Source organism: Neisseria sp. HMSC067H09 (assembly GCF_001814135.1).
In the GTDB taxonomy this organism is placed as follows: domain Bacteria; phylum Pseudomonadota; class Gammaproteobacteria; order Burkholderiales; family Neisseriaceae; genus Neisseria.
The window spans coordinates 20,080-40,145 of sequence record NZ_KV814926.1 but is presented as its reverse complement, the minus strand read 5'-3'; the positions used below and the strand labels follow the sequence as shown (position 1 = coordinate 40,145).

The following is a 20,066-nucleotide window of genomic DNA, read 5'->3' as shown; positions in this document are numbered from 1 at the left end:
TCTCCCTAGCCCTCTCCCACGGGGAGAGGGGATTAGGCTGTCGAGTCCGATCATTCTCAGGTTTACCTTCCATCTGATTCCCAATCCTGCGCCCTCTGATTTTCAGAAACCTGATTCCCTCTCCCCGTGGGAGAGGGTTAGGGAGAGGGCAACGAACCGCAAGGTTTGTCAGATACTCAAATGCCCGTATCATTCATATTATTGATATTATTGTTCGAATTGTATTATTTTCAATAATAATAAATAACCCTAAACCAATATAAATAACAGCCATTATCCAACGACTAAACTTCTCTACAATTTCACCAACACCTGAAATATTAGCCAATCTTTGTGCTGTATATACTAAAACAAAAATCAATATTAAAAATACAAGAAGAGTAACTAATAAGTCGACAAGATCTAAAGTCACAAAGTAAGGAACAAAAAGTCCAATATTATCTGCACCACAACTAGCAACTGTAACCAAAGCAACAATACCGACTAATTTTGACAACCCTTTTTCATCCAATTCTTTTTTAGCTCTTTTTTCGCCCTCACAATCGTCGTAAATAGCAACTTTAATACCTAAGTAAATCGGTATTAAACCTAATAAACCCAACACCCATTTTTCCGGAACATAATTCAAAACAAAAGCTAGAAATAAACTAACTAATATTAAAATTACAGAACCTAAATATTGTCCGATATAAATATCTCGATATTCTTTTCTAGTATTTGCTCTAGCAAAAAATATTAATAGTATTACCAACAAATCTACTGCTGTAGCAATATATAAAACAGCAGCAGTAATCACAGTCGAAAACATAAAGCACCTCATAATGAATCCCCTGCCCCCTTGGCACCACGGCTTTTTCAAAAACCGAATCGCGTTCGGATAACAGATTCGTATCTTTCGCTAAAGAGGCAAGCCTGCGGCTTGCTTACCCTCTCCCTAGCCCTCTCCCACGGGGAGAGGGAATCGGGCTGTCGAATCCGAGCATTCTCAGGTTTACCTGCCATCTGATTCCCAATCCTGCGCCCTCTGATTTTCAGAAACCTGATTCCCTCTCCCCGTGGGAGAGGGTTAGGGAGAGGGCAACGAACCGCAAGGTTCGTCAGACACTAAGATCCCCTCATCACTCATAATAATGAATCCCCTGAAACTCCCTTGCCACCACGGCTTCTTCAAAAGCCGAATCGCGTTCGGACAGCGGCGTAGGCAGGGTTATCACGTTTTGCACGTTCATGCCCTTAGTGGAAAGCAGCATGATTTCATGGCTCAGGCGTGCGGCTTCGAAGCGGTCGTGCGTTACCAGCATACACGCCATGCCCTGCTGCTCGATTTTTTCCACCAGCATGGCAACCAAAATATCGCGCAAATCGCGGTCCAAACCGACAAACGGCTCGTCCAGCAAGGCAAGGTCGCAGCCGCATAGCAGCAGGCGCAAAAATGCCACCCGTTTCGCCATGCCGCCGGACAACTCGGTCGGATATTTGTTCAAATCGCCCGCAGTCAGCCCGACTTTCGCCGCCAGCGCGACAATTTCGCCTTCATCGGGTTTATCCATAAAAATCGCGATATTCTGCATCGCGGTCAAGTTTTCCGGCAGGCGGTTTTCCTGAAACAGAAAACCCGTTTTGCGGAAAGTATTGCGTATCGTGCCCGATTTCGGCGTTTCCAAGCCCGCAATCAGCCGCAAAACCGTCGTCTTGCCGCAGCCGCTCGGCCCGAACAAGGCTTTCACTTCGCCATGTTGCAGGTTCAAACTGAAATCGCGCACGATGGTGTCGCGGAGAATTTCAAAACGCACGTTTTCAAGACAGAGCATCATCTTCTCCACGGCATAAACAAAATTTCCAAAGGCTTGGTAATCAGGTATTCAAACAGCGACACAAACACGATAACCAACACCACATAAGCCATCACCGTTGAAGTCTCCAGCATCGCCCTCGCGTCCGCAATCCGCGCGCCTACGCCTTCGCTCGCACCCAAGAGTTCCGCCATAATTACCACCTTCACCCCCATCGCCACCGCCACGCCGATGCTGGAAATCACATAGCCCGTCAGGTGCGGGATATACAGATAGCGGATTTTTTTCAGACGGCCTAATTTATAAGCGTCAAACAACTCTTCATGCTGCCTGTTCACGCTCGCCATCCCGACCGCCGCACTTGCAAACGTCAGTGGCGCAACCAACACAATGATGGTAAACAGCACGCTCGGATTGCCGAAACCGAACCAAAACAGGGCCATCACCACCCAAATAATCGGCGGCATCGCCAACAAAACCGTAATCACAGGCTTAAGCAACGCCATCGCCGTCTTAAAACTGCCCGCCACCAGCCCCGCCGCCAATCCCGCTACCAGCGCAACCGAAATGCCCACCACCGACCGCCACAGCGAAATCCCGATTTCGTTTTCCTGAAAATGTTTCAATAAATCAAACGACTTTTGAAACACCTCCACCGGCGCAGACAGCATAAACTCACCGAACACGGTACTGCCCCACGCCCACAACGCCACCACCACCATCGCCACGCTCAGACCGGCAAAGCCGCTCCAAAGGTAGTCGATGATGTAAAACACCGCAGGCTGCGGTTTGCGGATTTTGTCGGTTTTAATCATGGTTTGAGTGTTGGTTGATGGCGATGCTTTGGGGACAGTAGGTCGTCTGAAAAAATGGTTGATTGGGTTAGACGGAACGTCGCAATCCAACAAAATGGCTTGGTTTCCCCAAATAGTGTTTTTCAGACGACCTTGGTTTGGAGTTTTAACATTTTGTCGGGTTACTCCTGCGGCTAAGCCAACCTACGGCTGCTTGAAATTTTTCCAATTTATTCCATATATTATTTTTTAGTATCTATACAAAAATCAATAAATTCACAAGCTATATAAGCATTTCTTTCATTTAGCCAATTCTCATTTTCAGTAGAAATTTCATGTAATATTTGCATATGATAATCTCGGAATAAACTCCCCCAAGATACAAATGAGAAATAATTGCACCTAAATGGATGCAGATTTATCCATGTTCTAAAATCCATAGACCCCTCATATGATATAGAACAACTGTCATCAAAGCACATTATCTTTTTTACTTCATTCGCAATAGCCTCGATGCTATTTCCAAAAACGACAGGAAACTCATCTAAAGTTTCCTTTAATTTTTCATATATTCCAATATGGTTCTCATCAGTAAATCGCATTTGTTCGTAGGAAGGCATATATACTACCGAAATAGAATACGGAGCTAAGCTTGCATACCTGTCTTTCCATAGGATAGCAAAACCATTACTATTTAATTTATTCCCCATATTAGCCATATTATTTAAGGCTGTTTCAAATAAATTAATATATTTATCTAATCTGCTAAAATCATTGCTCCCTTTTTGCAATTCATCATCATAAATACAAATCTGGAAAGACTGCAACAATGAAGCTGGAATTTTATTTTTGTTATTTTTTATAAGGCCTTCATCTAACTCATCAATTAAATTAAAATCTATTATTTCCAATCCTATTTTACCCTCTAACTTAACAGGTTTTAAACATAATACATTTAAATTCTGAATAAATATCATATTTCTAATATGATGTAACAATAAATTAGGATATTCATTAGAAATGATGACATAAACAATATCTAATTTAGGCATATTAGGAAAATAACTATATAATTCATAATTATATGCTCCCAATTCAGTTCCTGCTTCTCTAGTTGCATTTGAAGAGTTTTTTAATTCAATAAGGACTAAACTTTCTGTTGTATATGAATATAATACAAAATCTGGTTTAAGTGACTCTCCTTTTTTATATGATATATTTTTATTAGCACTTATCATTTCCGTTTCATGTAAAGATGATAATGAGTTACAAAATGAATTGAGAGCTATGTTTTTATGATAATTTTTATACATATTTTCAAATAATTCTGCATTATTTATTAAAGAATAAAATTCACCATAATTTTCTTTTAATGCATTCTCTAGCCATTCTTGCATATCTTTTTCGTATCTGAAAATACTCATACACCCTACCTTTAAAATTCGCTATATTTCAAATTAATCCCCGAATAACCCACATACCCAGTTAGCAAGCGTAGGTTGGCTCATAACCCAATGTTTCAGGCAATCCGACGGTTTTGTTGGGTTTGACAACCTACGGTTACCACCCGCCGTCATTCCCGCGCAGGCGGGAATCCAGAAGTTTGACGTTGCTGCAATTTTAAAACATTCCTGCAATATCAGAGACTGGATTCCCGCCTGCGCGGGAATGACGGCTTTTTTGTGCACTGTTCTAATTATTATCTGACAGGCCGTCTGAAAATGACAAGGCAGATTTCATGGCTACACCATTATTTTCAGACGGCCTCTCTCTTCTTTTAAGCCAAGAAAAACCCGTTATCCGGCAGCTTGCCGCCCAAGAGTTTCGGGTTGAACTGCATCAGGATTTCGTAAAACTTCAAAATCTCGTTCTTCACTTCGCTGCCTTTGGTTACCGTCAGCCGCGCGCCGTCCAAGCCCATGACTAGGGCGGGTTCGGGGGCGGGTAGGTAGTTTTTGCCGATTTTCGCCGCGCTTTGGCGGTTGGCGAGTATCCAGTTGAGCGCGTTTTTCAAATCCTGATGGAAGATGTCGAACTGCGCCTTGTGCGCGTGGAAATATTCTTCGTTGGCGATGATGCCCGCCATCGGAATCAGCGGTTTGGTGTCAAACGCCTGCCCCCATGCTTTCACCAAATCAAAGCCGCGCACGACGTTTACGCCCATGGTTTTGCCTTTAAGCATGCTGGCGCTTGCCATCGGTTCGGGCAGGATGGCGGCGTGGTAGTCCTTGCTTAAAAACAGCCCCACCGCTTCGGGCGGCGTGGCGGTGTAAGTGATGCCGACTTTGTGCGCGTCGATTTTCAGTTTTTTCAACAAGGCTTGCAGCACGATGTCGGGCATGTCGTTTTTAAACGGCACAAGGATTTTTTTGCCGACCAAATCCTGTGGTGAGGCAATCACGCTGCCTTTGCAGACCAACTGCGTGATGCCGTTGGTCAAAATATTCACCATGCCGACTTTCTGCCCTTGGTTGCGCAGGTTTACGCCGACATTGCTCGGACTCATCATCACTTTAAATTGCCCGCTCGCCACGCCTGCGCGAAGCTGGTCGGGCGAACGCCAAACCTTGAGCGACACATCCGCCTGCTTCGCCAGCTTGCCCTGCAACGCCGCTACGGCAATGGTGACGCTGGGCATCGCCGGTGCGCCGTACACGGTAAACTGCTCTTTCCCCGCCGCCAACAGCGAAGGCGAAACCCCTGCCGCAGCCAGTGCGGCGGTCATTTTTAAGAAATCGCGTCTTTTCAGTTCCATTTTCCAATCTCCTGGTTAGGTAGCGCGGACTTCAGCCCGGCTGTTTAACAGAATCCCTCTAAGATGGGTTTGAGCTGCGCCGAACATAGGAATGGACACACCACAGCCTATCTAGACTCGCAACTCTGTTTTACCATCCACATTCTGATAATAATTTTTATTCATTATGCTATTAAAGAAAATGGAAGTAAAGGCACGATTGTCCCGACATCTGTTTATATATAGAAACGCAAATCTTTTTCGGCATCACACCTATCAATAATATTGAAATAAAAGGTCGTCTGGAAACGGTTTTCAGACGACCTTTTATTTCCCAATACGGCTTAATTTGTGTTTTTCGGTTTTAAAGAACCAAGATAAATCGCCGACAAAGTCAAAACAACACCAAACCACTGCAAAGTGTTAATCGGCTTGTCCAACCAAAAATAATCAATCAGTAAAGCGGCAACGGGCTCGGAAAGCAGCAGCAAACCGGTTAAAGAAAGGGAAAGCAGCGGGATTGCATAGGCAATCATCCCCCATGCCAAACATTGCATGACCACGCCGTATATCAAGACTAAGCCTATATCGCGCCATTGCGTCGGGTATAGGGCGTTGCTGTCGAAAATCAGCGCAGGAACAATCAGGGACAACGCGCCGCCGAAACTCAAAACCATCATCATCGGAAAAAGCGCCACCCTTTCGACTTCATGCGTTTTGCGGACGAACACCATAGACAATGCCAAAAGCCCGCCCGACGCAATTCCGCTGGCAAAGCCCCATAAGGCGTGGGCATTGTGGTTGAACTCGGGACTGCCGATTAGGACCACCCCGCCAACCGCCAATATCAGGCTCAAAACTTGCAGGCTGTTCAAGCGTTCTTGAAAAAAGAAAAATCCGATGGCGGACAGGAAAAATATCTGTAAGCTGTTGAGCAATGTGGAAATCCCGGGTCCAACCGCATATACGCTTTCATGCCACAATGACAAATCAAACGCCAGAAATATGCCGGACAACATGGCATATTTGACCGCCCTTCTCCTTTTAGGCAGCTTTTGCCCGAAAAAACGGCAGAGCAGCCAAAACACGCCCGCCGCAATCAGCAGCCGCCAAAATGCAACTGCATACGGGCCTACGGGGACGAATCTGACGATCAGGCTTCCCAGCCCGAATAAGACGCAGCCGAAGATGAGGAATGGTGCAGCATAAGAGTCGGAACGGATATTCATGAACTTACTCCGCAACGGATTGGCATGAGGATTTAAAGTGATGAAAAGGATTGTGCATGGTAACGCGAATCCGAAAGAATAATAAGTAGGTGCAATATCTTATTTCCCTTCCAGTTTCTCCTGAGGAAAATCAGTACGTTTCAGAAATTTAACATACCGGCTGGGTTTCAAAATAAAGCCGCTTCCCGCATAGATATAGTGGATTAAATTTAAATCAGGACAAGACGACGAAACCGCAGACAGTACAGATAGTACGGCAAGGCGAGGCAACGCCGTACTGGTTTAAAGTTAATCCACTATAACTATAAATTGGCAATGATGGAAACTTGCTTTCAATTTATTCCGCCGAAAAGCCAAAGGTCGTCTGAAAATCAGCTTCCAGACGACCTTTGGCTTTATCGGAATGAAACGGGCAACTTATTGGATGCTGCCGCCGATGCGGCTGTAATCGCCGAAATTCATCCATACGAAGAAGGCTTTTCCGACGATAAGTTTGTCGTCCACAAAGCCCCAGTAGCGGGAGTCGGCGCTGTTGTCGCGGTTGTCGCCCATGGCGAAGTAACGGCCTTCGGGCACTTTGCAGGTAAAGCCGCTGCCGTCTTCGGCGTATTGACAGTGTTCCAAACCGCTTTGCTCTACGGAATAACCGTTTTCAGGCATGATTTCCATGCGGTATTTGTCGAGCGCAGGGATCGAGATGGTGGGCTGTCCGGGCTCTTTCAGGATGTTGAAGCTTTTGCCGTTGAGGGTCGTCTGAAAAAGTTCGGGGCTATGAATCGCGGACGGCTCGGTATCGTCAGGGTAGGAGTAGATACCGTTCGGTTGGTCGGGGGCAACTTGTCCGTTGACGGTCAGGACTTTGTCGCGGTATTCGACAGTATCGCCCGGCAGTCCGACGATGCGCTTGATGTAGTTCATTTCAGGCTGGACGGGATAGTTGAACACGACGACGTCGCCGCGCTCGATTTGTCCGGTCGGAATCAGGACGTTGTTGATAATCGGGGTTCTGATGCCGTAGGCGAATTTGTTCACGAGGATGAAGTCGCCTTTAACCAAGCCCGGGCGCATGGAGCTGGACGGGATTTGGAATGGCTCGGCGATAAAGGTGCGCAGGATGAAGACGACGAGGATGATCGGAAAAAAGCCGCTCATGTAGTCGGTGAAGTGGGCTTTGTCCTGATGCGACGGGTCTTTTTTCAGACGACCTTTGTGAATGGCCCAAACGATGCCGGTGAATACGACAAATATCAGCAATACGGCGGTAAAGCTCATGTAAAAAGACAGGATGCCGAAAACGCCGATCATGCACAAAAGATACGCCCATTGCAGGCCGGAGCTCCATTCTCCGTTTTCCTGACGTTCTTTACTGCTTATGAAATAAAGGAAAATGCCGATAACGATGGCGGCAATCGCGCCGTAGATTAAATTTGTGCTCATTATTTGTCGCTCACTTGCAGAATCGCCAAGAACGCGCTTTGCGGGATTTCCACGTTGCCCACTTGTTTCATGCGGCGTTTGCCTGCTTTTTGTTTTTCGAGAAGTTTTTTCTTACGGGTAATATCGCCGCCGTAACATTTCGCCAAGACGTTTTTACGCAGGGCTTTGACGTTTTCGCGGGCGATAATCTGGCTGCCGATGGCGGCTTGGACGGCGATGTCGAACATTTGGCGCGGAATCAGCTCGCGCATTTTCGCTGCCAGCTCGCGGCCTCGGTGAACCGCGCTTTGACGGTGCACAATCAGGCTCAAGGCATCGACTTTTTCGCCGTTGACCATGATGTCGAGCTTAATCAAATCAGACGGTTGGAACTCTTTGAAATGGTAGTCCAACGAGGCATAGCCGCGCGAAGTGGATTTGAGTTTGTCGAAAAAGTCCATCACGACTTCGTTCATGGGCAAGTCGTAAGTCAGCATGACTTGACGGCCCATGTATTGCATATTGACTTGCACGCCGCGCTTTTGATTACACAAAGTCATGACGTTGCCGACGTATTCCTGCGGCACGAGGATGGTCGCGGTAATAATCGGCTCGAGAATGGTTTCGATACTGCCGATTTCGGGCAGTTTGGACGGGTTTTCGACTTCGATTTTTTCGCCGCTTTTCAATACGACTTCATAAACCACCGTCGGCGCGGTGGTAATCAAATCCATGTCAAACTCGCGCTCCAAGCGTTCCTGCACGATTTCCAAGTGCAGCAGACCCAAGAAGCCGCAGCGGAAGCCGAAGCCCAGTGCTTGAGAAACTTCAGGTTCGAATTTCAATGAAGCGTCGTTAAGCTGTAATTTTTCCAAAGCGTCGCGCAAGGCTTCGTAGTCGTGGCTTTCTACGGGGTAGAGGCCCGCAAATACTTGACTTTGCACTTCTTGGAAACCGGGCAACGGCTCAGAAGCGGGGTTGGCAACCAAAGTAACCGTATCGCCGACTTTCGCCTGTCCCAATTCTTTCACGCCGGTAATCAAAAAGCCCACTTCGCCGGCTTTGAGTTCTTGTTTTTGAACCGATTTCGGCGTGAATACGCCCAGTTGCTCAACCTGCGTTTCCGCTTTGGTGCTCATAAAGCGCACTTTGTCTTTCAGCTTGATGGTGCCGTTTTTTACTCGAATCAGCATAACCACGCCGACGTAGTTGTCAAACCACGAATCGACGATAACGGCTTGCAGCGGCGCGTTTTCGTCGCCGGTCGGTGCGGGGATTTTGGCAACGATTTCTTCCAAAACGTCTTCCACGCCGATGCCGCTTTTGGCTGAACATTGCACCGCGCCGACGGCATCGATACCAATGATGTCTTCGATTTCCTGTTCCACGCGCTCGGGGTCGGCGGCGGGCAGGTCGATTTTGTTCAAGACAGGCACGACTTCCACGCCCAAATCAATCGCGGTGTAGCAGTTCGCCACGGTTTGCGCTTCCACGCCTTGCGACGCGTCAACGACCAAAAGCGCACCTTCACAGGCGGACAGCGAGCGGGAGACTTCGTAAGAGAAGTCGACGTGTCCCGGCGTATCAATCAGGTTAAGCTGATACACCTGTCCGTCGCGTGCTTTGTAGTTGAGCGCGGCGGTCTGCGCTTTGATGGTGATGCCGCGCTCTTTTTCGATGTCCATAGAATCGAGTACCTGCGTACTCATTTCGCGCAAATCCAGGCCGCCGCAGTATTGGATGAAGCGGTCGGCAAGCGTTGATTTGCCGTGGTCGATGTGGGCAATGATGGAGAAATTTCGGATATTTTTCATATTGTTATTTTGAAAGATAAGCAGTGATTCTGAAAAGGTCGTCTGAAAATCAAATAGACGGTTCAGACGACCTTCAGGTAAAGTGAAATAGCCTGACATTCTAGCGGAAATTTACTGTTTCCGCATGATTTTATGCGTGTTTTACAGCGACGCGACAATCTTTTCCACCATTTTCGCCGAGCTTGCCGCCGCTGTTTTCAAAAACTCTTCAAAGCTGATGTCCGCTTTTTCGTCCGCCGAGTCCGACATCGCGCGGATCACGACAAAAGGCGTGTTCAATTGGTGGCAGGCTTGCGCAATCGCCGCCGCTTCCATTTCCACTGCTTTGACTTCGGGGAAATGGCTGCGGATTTCCGCCACGCCTTCGCTGCTGTGAACAAAGCGGTCGCCGCTGACAATCAAGCCTTGCTCTACCGCCGCGCCTTCAAACACTTCCGCCGCCTGTTTCGCCTTGCCGACCAAGAGGTCGTCTGAAACGAATACGGCTGGCAGTTGCGGCACTTGTCCCCAAACATAACCGAATGCCGTGACATCGACATCGTGGTGCGCGATTTCCGTGCCGACCACTACGTCGCCGACTTTCAAACCTTTGCCCACACCGCCCGCGCTGCCGGTATTGATGACGCAGTCAGGTGCGAATTGATGGATAACCCAAGCCGTTGAAACCGCAGCATTTACCTTGCCGATGCCGCTCAACACCAACACCATGCGCTTGCCCGCCATTTCGCCTTCGTAGGCGGTAAACTTACCGAAAGACACGCTTTTGACATGATCCATTGCTTCACGCAAAAGCTCGATTTCCTGTTCCATCGCGCCGATGACCGCTACTGTTTGTACAGACATTTTTTTATCCTTCCATGAAATTGTGGGCGGTATTATAACAGCAGCGGCGGCATTCCATACCCGTATTGAATCCGCCATATTGCCCGCCTGTCCTATTATTCGATACGGTAATCTTGCCATTTTTATGTATCATGATTTATTTGATATAATCCATTTTAATAAAATAACCACCGAAATTATCCAATATCATGATGACCAATCCTCCCAGCGCAAAAGACGAATTGTTCACTTGGCTGCGCCATATGAACAAATACAAAGGCTCCGACCTCTTTATCACGACCAATTTCCCACCCGCTATGAAAGTGGACGGCAAAATTACGCCGATTACCGACGAGCCGCTGACCTCCGAAAAATGTATGGAAATCGCTTTTTCGATTATGTCCACCAAACAAATCGAAGAGTTTTCCTCCACCAACGAATGCAACTTCGCCATCAGCCTGCCCGACACCAGCCGCTTCCGTGTCAATGCGATGGTGCAGCGCGGCGCGACGGCGTTGGTGTTCCGCTCCATTACCAGCAAAATCCCGAATTTCGACAGCCTCAATCTGCCCCCCGTCTTGAAAGACGTGGTGATGAAAAAACGCGGCCTCGTGATTTTCGTCGGCGGTACCGGCTCGGGCAAATCCACCTCGCTCGCCGCGATGGTTGACCACCGCAACGAAAATTGCCAAGACCACATCATCACCATCGAAGACCCGATTGAGTTCGTCCATCAACACAAAAAAAGCATCATTACCCAGCGCGAAGTCGGCGTGGATACCGAAAACTGGTTTGCCGCGCTGAAAAACACCCTGCGTCAGGCGCCGGACGTCATCCTCATCGGCGAGATTCGCGACCGCGAAACCATGGACTACGCCTTGGCGTTCGCCGAAACAGGCCACCTCTGTCTCGCCACACTGCACGCCAACAACTCAAACCAAGCGCTTGACCGCATCATCAACTTCTTCCCCGAAGAGCGTCGCACCCAGCTTTTGACCGACTTGTCGCTCAACCTGCAAGCCTTCATCTCGCAACGCCTGATTCTCCGCGAAGGCGGCAAGGGGCGCGTAGCCGCAGTGGAAATCCTGCTCAATTCGCCGATTATTTCCGAAATGATTCAAAAAGGCGAAATCCACAGCATCAAAGAAATGATGAAAAAATCTACCGCCATGGGCATGCAAACCTTCGACCAAGCGCTCTACGAGCTGTACGAACGCGGCGACATCAGTTTCCAAGACGCCATTAAAAACGCCGACTCCGCCCACGACCTGCGTTTGGACATCCAACTGCGCAGCCGCCGCGCCCAAAACGCCGGCCCGGACTTGGAACTGATTTAAAAGTTGTCGGAAATGAGCAAAGGTCGTCTGAAAAATACTTTTCAGACGACCTTTTAAACAACTAATTAAATTGTATAGTTTACTGCATCACGACTTTCATAATACATTTGGCTCTCTACCATATCAGACCGCTTTGATTAATCCAGCCAACAGAATTATAGGGTTATTTTCCACACAGTACTGTCAGTATTATATCATCAAAAAAATGCCTTGATACTTGATACGTCGCGAAATTCACTAAGCCATTCCAAGTCGGGCCTTAAATCTCAATAGCTCCACTAACTTCCTTTATCTGAACCAACTTTGATTCTACCGATAGAAAATTCCCTTGCGTTAAAATGCAACTCATAATGCAATTCATTGTGAAATTGATACCTTCAAAGTATTTTCAGATACCCCGATCATATCCCTGAAAATATTGATTCAATCAGACGATAATAAATATATGAAATCAAACAACCCATAGATACTCAAAATAGCCAAAAGCCTTTCCTACCTTGGCTTTGGCCTTGGGCATTAAATTACAATAGATAAAAAAACAACCTCTCTAAAAGCGGTTTGCGGAGCCGGAAACAAATGCACTGATGACGATCAGCAGGAACAATAACAATAAGGCTTCGAGAATATTCATGAAAAACGGTGTGTGGCAAACAGAGGACATTTTAGCATTAAAGGTCGTCTGAAAACCAACCAAACCATCCTATCCCTTACATCCGCTTTTAATCTGCTAAAATCCCGCTTTTACAACCCACCACGGCAGCCCGAAAAATTTTCCGGCTGCCGCAAGCCATTGTCCCTACGCCATGACCTACCCTATCCCCAAACCCCGTGAAAAATCCCGTTGGCTCAATCTTTCGCAAGGCTCGCTGCCCTTGGCTTTGGCGCGTTATCTGCCGCACAAGCGGCTCAAAGTCGTGCTGACCCAAGATGCGGAACAGGCGTTGCGCCTTCAGACGGCATGGCGGTTTTTCCGTCCGCACGATACGGCGGTGTTCCTGCCGGACTGGGAAACGCTGCCTTACGAGCGTTTTTCGCCGCATCAGGATTTGGTGTCGGAGCGGCTCTCGGCGTTGTGGCAAATTAAAAGCGGCGCGGCGGACGTGTTGTTTGTGCCGGTTGCCACGGCGATGCAGAAGCTGCCGCCCGTGCCGTTTCTGGCGGGGCGCACGTTCTGGCTGAAAACGGGGCAGACTTTGGATATAGGCCGTCTGAAAACCGATTTGGTGGACGCGGGCTACAACCATGTTTCCCATGTTGTCGCGGCGGGCGAGTTTGCCGTGCGCGGCGGTATTGTCGATTTGTTCCCGATGGGCAGCGAAATGCCGTACCGCATCGATTTGTTCGACGATGAAATCGACAGCATCAAAACCTTTGACACGGACACGCAGCGCACCATCTCCCCCGTTTCCGAAATCCGCCTGCTGCCGGCGCACGAGTTCCCCACCGACAGCGAGGCGCAAAAGATTTTCCGCAGCCGCTTCCGCGAGGAAGTCGATGGCAATCCGAACGATGCCGCCGTGTACAAAGCCGTCAGCAACGGCCATTTCGGCGCAGGCGTGGAATATTATCTGCCGCTGTTTTTTGAAAACGAGCTGGAAACGCTGTTTGACTATATCGGCGAAGATGCGCTGTTTGTTTCATTGGGCGACGTTCACGCCGAAGCCAACCGCTTTTGGAGCGATGTCAAATCGCGTTACGCCATGGCGCAGGGCGACGAAACTTATCCGCCTTTGCTTCCACAGCATTTGTATCTCTCTGCCGATGTGTTCGCAGGCCGTCTGAAAAACTACGGACAAGTGCTGCCCGATGTTTCCGGCAAGGAACACACCCTGCCCGACCTTGCCGTCAACCGCCAATCCGACGAGCCGTTGCAGGCATTGAAGGATTTTCAGACGACCTTTGAAGGACGGATTTTGCTGTGTGCCGAAAGTCTGGGACGGCGCGAAACCATGCTCGGCTTCTTGCAGCAAAACGGTTTGAAAGCCAAACCTGTGTCCGACTGGCAGGGCTTTTTATCGGCGCACGAGCCACTGATGATTACGGTTGCGCCGTTGGCATACGGGTTCAAACTGGGCGGGCTGCACTCTCCGAGCCAACAGCAACCCACTCCTGCCTCTGAGGGAGAAGGCAAAGCGGTTGCCGACCAAACCAAATTTCCCGCAGCCGCAACAAACCCTCTCCCTAGCCCTCTCCCGCAGGAGAGGGAACAAAGTGCCGCCGCCGTTTCAGACAACCTGAAAACCAAAAGCAGCCTGCATCCCGTCGCAAGTGATCTGCACGAGCAAATCCGACAGCAGCCTGCCCCCTCTCTCGTGGGGGAGGGTTGGGGAGAGGGCAAAGCAGTTGCCGCTCAAGGTGCCATCGCCGTCATCACTGAATCCGAGCTCTACCAATACGTCGCCCGTTCGCGCGTCCACAACCGCCGCAAGAAACACGCCGCCGTTTCAGACGGCCTGTTGCGCGACCTTGCCGAAATCAATATCGGCGATCCCGTCGTTCACGAAGAACACGGCATCGGGCGCTATATGGGCTTGGTAACGATGGATTTGGGCGGCGAAACCAACGAAATGATGTTGCTCGAATACGCGGGCGAAGCGCAGCTTTATGTGCCTGTTTCGCAACTGCATTTAATCAGCCGCTACTCCGGTCAGGCGCATGAAAACGTCGCCCTGCACAAGCTTGGCAGCGGCGCGTGGAACAAGGCGAAGCGCAAAGCCGCCGAAAAAGCGCGCGACACCGCCGCCGAGTTGCTCAATCTCTACGCCCAGCGCGCCGCCCAATCGGGACACAAGTTTGAAATCAACGAGTTGGACTATCAGGCGTTTGCCGACGGCTTCGGCTACGAAGAAACCGAAGACCAAGCCGCCGCTATTGCCGCCGTGATTAAAGACCTGACACAGGCGAAGCCTATGGACCGCCTTGTGTGCGGCGATGTCGGCTTCGGTAAAACCGAAGTCGCCCTGCGCGCCGCGTTTGTAGCAGTGATGGGCGGCAAACAGGTCGCCGTACTCGCTCCGACTACGCTTCTGGTCGAGCAGCACGCGCAAAACTTTGCCGACCGCTTTGCCGATTTCCCCGTGAAAGTCGCCAGCCTTTCGCGTTTCAACAACAGCAAAGCCACCAAAGCCGCGTTGGAAGGCATGGCGGACGGCACGGTCGATATCGTTATCGGCACGCACAAATTGGTGCAAGACGACATCAAATTCAAAAACTTAGGTTTAGTGATTATCGATGAAGAACACCGCTTCGGCGTGCGTCAGAAAGAGCAGCTCAAACGCCTGCGCGCCAATGTCGATATCCTCACCATGACCGCCACGCCGATTCCGCGCACCCTCAGTATGGCGCTCGAAGGCCTGCGCGACTTCTCGCTGATTACCACCGCACCCAGCCGCCGCCTCGCCGTGAAAACGTTTGTCAAACCCTTCAGCGAAGGCAGCGTGCGCGAAGCCGTGTTGCGCGAACTTAAACGCGGCGGGCAGGTATTTTTCCTGCATAACGAAGTGGATACCATCGAAAACATGCGCGAGCGTCTGGAAACCCTGTTACCCGAAGCCCGTATCGGCGTGGCGCACGGACAACTGCGCGAGCGCGAGCTGGAGCAAGTCATGCGCGACTTTTTGCAGCAAAGATTCAACGTATTGCTCTGTTCCACCATCATCGAAACCGGCATCGACATCCCCAACGCCAACACCATCATCATCAACCGCGCCGACAAATTCGGACTGGCGCAACTGCACCAGCTTCGCGGGCGCGTCGGCCGCAGCCACCACCAAGCCTACGCCTACCTGCTCACCCCCGAATACATCACCAAAGACGCAGAAAAACGCCTCGACGCCATCGCGGCGGCAGACGAACTCGGCGCAGGTTTCACCCTCGCCATGCAGGATTTGGAAATCCGCGGCGCCGGCGAAATCCTCGGCGAAGGGCAGTCCGGCGAAATGATACAGGTCGGCTTCACGCTCTACACCGAAATGCTCAAACAAGCCGTGCGCGACCTCAAAAAAGGCCGCCAGCCCGACCTCGACGCGCCGCTGGGCATCACCACCGAAATCAAACTGCACAGCCCCGCCCTGCTGCCCGAAAGCTACTGCCCCGACATCCACGAACGGCTCGTCCTCTACAAACGCCTCGCCGTCTGCGAAACCGTACAGCAAATCAACGCCATACACGAAGAACTCGTCGACCGCTTCGGTCTGCCCGAACAACCCGTCAAAACCCTCATCGAAAGCCACCACCTGCGGCTCGCCGCAAAAGAATTGGGCATAGACGCCATCGACGCGACAAGCGAAGCCGTCACCATTACCTTCGGCAAACACCACCAAATCGATCCGACAGAAATCATCCTGCTGATTCAGAGCGATAGAAAATATCGGCTGGCTGGGGCGGATAAGTTGAAGTTTACGGCTCAGATGGAAGATGTGGAGGCGAGGATTAAGACGGTGAAAAGTGTGTTGAAGACTTTGAAAGAAAGAGTGCTGAAAGAATAGAGAGAAATAAAGAAAAAGGTCGTCTGAAACTGTTTCAGACGACCCATATATTACAAACCTGTTATATACAAAATGACGGTTTTAGGGATCTAACCTACGATTATCGCTGTAAAGTAAGTGAATGATTCAATAGCAAAATATATAATTAACAGAGAATATATCATAAGGCAACAGTACAACCTATAAGTTAATATGATGAATGCTTTAGACTATATCGACTCCCCTTTAGACTCAATATCGACTAACAATCCTTATGTAATAACTGAGGTAATTGAATTGACTGAGGAGAATCGAACAAAATTAATCCTGATAGATTATCTTCTAAATAATTTATTAAATTTAAATAATTACCCATATCTTTTAGGGTATAACTTATATTTAAAAGCTAATCTATCAGAAGATAAAAATAGAATTTCCCTTTTAGAACAAGCAAAAATTCCCTTTAAAAAGGCTACTTCTGATTCTGAAAATGCTATGTTTGCCAAAGCCTACCTAGCACATATTTATTATGACTTAAAGGAATTTAATCATTGCCTTGATATGATAGAGCAAATTCCAGATAATTACTTTTTAAAACTATCCAGCCATCAAAATTGGCGAGACTTAAAAATCCAAGAGTTAAAAATATGTTGCCTAATCAAATTAAAAATATTTTCTGATTTTGAATTTATTCTACATAGTTATTTGCTAAAAATTTCACGTTCAAGTGAACATGATATACCCGTACCAATAGAACTTTCCAATATAATGAAAAATATCAAATAACCCAAAATTAATGTCTTACATTATTATTTATAAACTATCACGTTTCTTAAAAATTGGTGCTCATCCATCTAACCCACAAGGGTATTAAGATACAGATTAAGGTTATAAAGAGATTATTGAAGACTTTGAAAGAAAGAGTGATAGCAAATTAGAGGATATTGAAGAAAAGGTCGTCTGAAATTTTTCAGACGACCTTTAATAACTATTTTGCTTACTCTAAATATTTAATACCTTATATAGGACACTAATATGGGTAAATTTCATACCCCTCTGGGCAACTTGACCTTTATTACTGAAGAAACAACAAACACATCTTTTCTTCAAGGTATATTTAATGAAATGTCTTTCTCTATTCAAGTCAGTCAACCATTTAATTTGGAGAAAATAGATTCTAACTTTATTCAAAACAAAATGAATAATTTTCCTCAGATCAGAGCGAAAACCGAACTATTCTTAAGAAATATTCTATATACCCAACCCAAAAAACTCGGATTTAATCATTACAAAGATAAATTAGACAAAACTAAAAAATTGATTTCTTTTCCGGAGTTTATGTTTTATGAAAAAACAAAAGATTGGGATATTATATTTAGAGAAAGTCTACTACCCATTGCTGAACCATACGGTATTTTAATCAACTACCATGATAATGATATTGTTGGATTTGAGGATATTTCAGATTCAGAAGAGTTATAGGAATGTAGTACGCATGCAAGATTTAATTATAAATTACAGACACCATATTAAACAAAGGTCGTCTGAAACTGTTTTCCGGCTTTCAGACGACCTTTTATCAAATGATGCGAAATATCACTTGGTTAACCTCGCGTGTGCCTCAGCCCCCCACCTTCAGGTTTTGGGCAGACTACGACTTGTATCATTTGTTTATTTTTATAATTGCCGAAATTTCCAATAATCCCGTCCTTCAATTTTCCAATAACACAATTCGTCCGGTATCAAATACCCAAAGTCCATCGCCTTAGAAAACCAACCATCATAGACATAATCTTCATGACATCTGTCCCAATCCATATGAAGGTAAACTTCCGTATCAAAATTAATATAGAACAACGGCAGCCTCGAAGAAATCTGATTGATTTTTAGGAAATCACTTTGTTGGCCAGAATTCGAGATGGGTTCATTGTATGACAACTTATTTTCGACAACGGAATATAACCTTACCGCTTCATCAGAAGTAAATCCCTGTAACATCAGTGCCTTCAATTCGTCTTTTCCCAGTACGACAACCGAATCTGATTGAAGATAACTTTCAAAATTGTCCTTAGTTAATTGCCAGATACCATTTCTGTAGTTTTTATAATCACAATCATATTGCTCTTTAGTTATAACTCCCTCTTTTAAATAAATATCAAAAGATATTTTTGCATTCAATTCAAAATTTTCTTTATAATCAATCAAATAATATATATTTCTCTTATAAACAAAAATGGATATACACTGGATGTATTCAAAAATGTTATCCAATAATTCAGATTTAAATTTCTCAATCTTTTCCATATTTGCCAAATTCCTTAATAACTTTATCTTCAGCAAGTCGTAGCCCGCATTAAATCTGCAGGTAGGGTGTGCGCGGTGCGCACGCACGCGAGCTTGAGTTTAATAAAAAGGTCGTCTGAAAATACCCAAAATGTCAGATTCGAGTACCTAATCTATGGCTGCTTTAATGTGCCTATCAATGCGATTTATTTTAAGCCTAAGAGATTTATTGGGAAAAATATCCAACAGGCTGCCCCTCAATGACTCAAATTAAAACGAAGCAGTTCGGCAGCTTCATGCTTAGGCTGTTCTAATATCGCCTGCATTGTATCGATTGTAAAACGGCACATCAAAGCCTGTTCTTCAGCCGTATATTGCTTTATTTCATCCTCATTGTCGTTATTGATTAACGCCAACTCCTGTTCACTATATTTCTTCCATAAAATCTGATTTACTTTATCTTGTGTTTGCGCTATTTCAGATTCGTCCGGCATTTTTCGATGAATATCGGCAGATTGCAAAGCTCGTACTCTAGCTTGTTTTATAGAGGCGAAATAGGGCTTCATTTGCTTTGAAAAAAGCGAAATATCAGGAGCTAAATGAGGATACTCCAAATAAAAGCAGTTTACCGTGTCGTTTTCGTTCAGTAGTTTGGTACGCAACTGCATATCTTCCTGAAACATAGCAATTAAGCTGTCATCATCTGCATAAGGCAATTTTCTTAACATGATGTCTATTGTTTCTGAGAGAAAAAAACGAATATCTTGTTCATGATTTTTTGATTTCATAAGATCTTCAGCTTTCGCCACGATTTGGGCATAATCTTGCGGAAACTTGTCTTTGAATATCAAGAATATCATTCGGTTTCCTGGATCTTCCATCATCAATTCCTCTGCTGTACGAGTCGAAAACAGAGCTTTGTCTGCGAGATGGTAAACAGGATTTATCCCAAGAAAAAGGCAGAATAAAACAGGTACACCCAAAAATTTAGTCAGTCTGCTTTTACAATATTTTTTCACACAAATATAAGTTAACCACGCTGAGAATAATAAGCAGAGTAAATAAAGAATAAGAGGCATCACATATGTCCTTAATAAAAAGCAAAATTTATATTTTTGGATGTTGAATGTGCAGATATCTAAATACAATACCCAAATACAGTATAATGAAACTTTTAGATCGCATTTTATATTATACAGACTGCATTAAGAAATGCGTAACTTATATTAATTAGATATAGGTCATAGCAAGCCGTAGCCTGTATGAGCCCCGCAGCTAGGTTGCGTAAAGGATTCATGTGCAAATACAGAAGCAGTATAAAAAAGAGCGTCTGAAAATACCAAAACTGTCAGATTCAATAATCTACCCTACGGCTAAT

The 20,066-nt window shown here is 46.6% G+C and carries 15 protein-coding genes and 1 pseudogene; 5 read left to right on the top strand and 11 right to left on the bottom strand.

Going from position 1 to position 20,066, the window contains the following annotated elements:
- Positions 1-193: 193 nt before the first annotated feature.
- The 6 genes from HMPREF2954_RS07930 to HMPREF2954_RS07905 form a co-directional block, all read right to left on the bottom strand.
- The gene (locus tag HMPREF2954_RS07930) at positions 194-808 is read right to left on the bottom strand and encodes a CadD family cadmium resistance transporter (RefSeq protein ID WP_003703682.1); all 615 of its coding nucleotides are present in this window, start codon (positions 806-808) and stop codon (positions 194-196) included.
- Between the two features lie 310 nt (positions 809-1,118).
- The gene (locus HMPREF2954_RS07925) at positions 1,119-1,811 is read right to left on the bottom strand and encodes an ATP-binding cassette domain-containing protein (protein ID WP_197067780.1); all 693 of its coding nucleotides are present in this window, start codon (positions 1,809-1,811) and stop codon (positions 1,119-1,121) included.
- Positions 1,811-2,608, bottom strand: a complete 798-nt coding sequence (locus tag HMPREF2954_RS07920; protein WP_045073425.1) for an ABC transporter permease — start codon at positions 2,606-2,608, stop codon at positions 1,811-1,813. Before HMPREF2954_RS07920 ends, HMPREF2954_RS07925 begins: the two co-directional genes overlap by 1 nt.
- 221 nt (positions 2,609-2,829) lie before the next feature.
- On the bottom strand, positions 2,830-4,011 hold the full coding sequence (locus HMPREF2954_RS07915; RefSeq protein WP_045073427.1) for a hypothetical protein: 1,182 nt from the start codon (positions 4,009-4,011) through the stop codon (positions 2,830-2,832).
- Between the two features lie 353 nt (positions 4,012-4,364).
- On the bottom strand, positions 4,365-5,342 hold the full coding sequence (locus tag HMPREF2954_RS07910; protein ID WP_045072466.1) for an ABC transporter substrate-binding protein: 978 nt from the start codon (positions 5,340-5,342) through the stop codon (positions 4,365-4,367).
- A 323-nt stretch (positions 5,343-5,665) separates the two neighbouring features.
- Complete coding sequence (locus HMPREF2954_RS07905) at positions 5,666-6,550, bottom strand: DMT family transporter (RefSeq protein ID WP_070689081.1); 885 nt, start codon at positions 6,548-6,550, stop codon at positions 5,666-5,668.
- Positions 6,551-6,741: 191 nt separating this feature from the next.
- Here HMPREF2954_RS07905 and HMPREF2954_RS13030 point away from each other — a divergent pair.
- Positions 6,742-6,849: pseudogene (locus HMPREF2954_RS13030) on the top strand (IS5/IS1182 family transposase); the annotation flags it as partial.
- Positions 6,850-6,967: 118 nt separating this feature from the next.
- Here HMPREF2954_RS13030 and lepB read toward each other — a convergent pair.
- The 3 genes from lepB to HMPREF2954_RS07890 all read right to left on the bottom strand — a co-directional run bounded on the left by lepB (position 6,968) and on the right by HMPREF2954_RS07890 (position 10,623).
- Entirely contained in the window at positions 6,968-7,987 is a 1,020-nt protein-coding gene (lepB, locus tag HMPREF2954_RS07900) for a signal peptidase I (RefSeq protein ID WP_045073210.1), read from the bottom strand.
- A complete protein-coding gene (gene lepA / locus HMPREF2954_RS07895) occupies positions 7,987-9,780 on the bottom strand; it encodes a translation elongation factor 4 (protein WP_045073212.1) in 1,794 nt (597 codons plus the stop codon). Before lepA ends, lepB begins: the two co-directional genes overlap by 1 nt.
- Before the next feature lie 141 nt (positions 9,781-9,921).
- Positions 9,922-10,623 (bottom strand): 5'-methylthioadenosine/adenosylhomocysteine nucleosidase, encoded by a 702-nt coding sequence (locus tag HMPREF2954_RS07890; protein ID WP_045073215.1) that lies wholly within the window; start codon positions 10,621-10,623, stop codon positions 9,922-9,924.
- Positions 10,624-10,811: 188 nt separating this feature from the next.
- On the opposite strand from HMPREF2954_RS07890, the gene HMPREF2954_RS07885 reads away from it, so the two are divergent.
- The 4 genes from HMPREF2954_RS07885 (at position 10,812) to HMPREF2954_RS07870 (ending at position 17,887) form a co-directional block, all read left to right on the top strand.
- Positions 10,812-11,939 carry a PilT/PilU family type 4a pilus ATPase gene (locus HMPREF2954_RS07885; RefSeq protein ID WP_070689080.1) on the top strand — a complete coding sequence of 376 codons (1,128 nt, stop codon included), beginning with the start codon at positions 10,812-10,814 and terminating at the stop codon, positions 11,937-11,939.
- Positions 11,940-12,742: 803 nt separating this feature from the next.
- Positions 12,743-16,426 carry a transcription-repair coupling factor gene (gene mfd / locus HMPREF2954_RS07880; RefSeq protein WP_070689079.1) on the top strand — a complete coding sequence of 1,228 codons (3,684 nt, stop codon included), beginning with the start codon at positions 12,743-12,745 and terminating at the stop codon, positions 16,424-16,426.
- Between the two features lie 192 nt (positions 16,427-16,618).
- A complete protein-coding gene (locus HMPREF2954_RS07875) occupies positions 16,619-17,191 on the top strand; it encodes a hypothetical protein (RefSeq protein WP_045073224.1) in 573 nt (190 codons plus the stop codon).
- A gap of 249 nt (positions 17,192-17,440) precedes the next feature.
- Complete coding sequence (locus HMPREF2954_RS07870; protein ID WP_045073227.1) at positions 17,441-17,887, top strand: hypothetical protein; 447 nt, start codon at positions 17,441-17,443, stop codon at positions 17,885-17,887.
- 195 nt (positions 17,888-18,082) lie between these two features.
- Here the strand turns inward: HMPREF2954_RS07870 and HMPREF2954_RS07865 are convergent, their stop codons facing one another.
- Both HMPREF2954_RS07865 and HMPREF2954_RS07860 read right to left on the bottom strand, forming a co-directional pair.
- Entirely contained in the window at positions 18,083-18,709 is a 627-nt protein-coding gene (locus HMPREF2954_RS07865) for a hypothetical protein (RefSeq protein WP_045073229.1), read from the bottom strand.
- Between the two features lie 236 nt (positions 18,710-18,945).
- On the bottom strand, positions 18,946-19,767 hold the full coding sequence (locus tag HMPREF2954_RS07860) for a hypothetical protein (RefSeq protein WP_045073232.1): 822 nt from the start codon (positions 19,765-19,767) through the stop codon (positions 18,946-18,948).
- Positions 19,768-20,066: the final 299 nt, after the last annotated feature.